Below are 317 nucleotides of genomic sequence, written 5' to 3' on the forward strand. Positions count from 1 at the left end.
GCGACATGCTCGGCCAGCCCCGCCAATTGCTCGGGCCGATACTGCGTTCCATACCTGACGAGGTCGGCCTCCACGGCCGCCCGGGTGGGCGCATCCACCGCGGCGGGTAACTGGTGGAAGAACCGGCGGATCACCCCCACCTGCCCGCCACCGAGCGTTCCGTCGCGCTGGGCGGCGGCCGTCGCGGGCAGGATCGGCGCTAACGGTTCGCCGGTCAACCCGTGCCGCGGCCCCAACTCGATCGCCTCTTTGACCCGCCTCGACGCCTCGGCGCGGCTGATCAGCGTCGCCTCGGCGATCGCGTGCGGCAGGCTGCC

The 317-nt window shown here is 72.9% G+C and carries 1 protein-coding gene; it reads right to left on the reverse strand.

What is annotated here, in order from left to right:
• Positions 1–317, reverse strand: a 317-nt coding sequence (locus WU80_RS24985) for a DUF222 domain-containing protein (protein WP_156371915.1), incomplete at both ends; no start/stop codon positions are given.

The organism is Mycobacterium sp. UM_11 (genome assembly GCF_001414075.1).
GTDB lineage: Bacteria > Actinomycetota > Actinomycetes > Mycobacteriales > Mycobacteriaceae > Mycobacterium.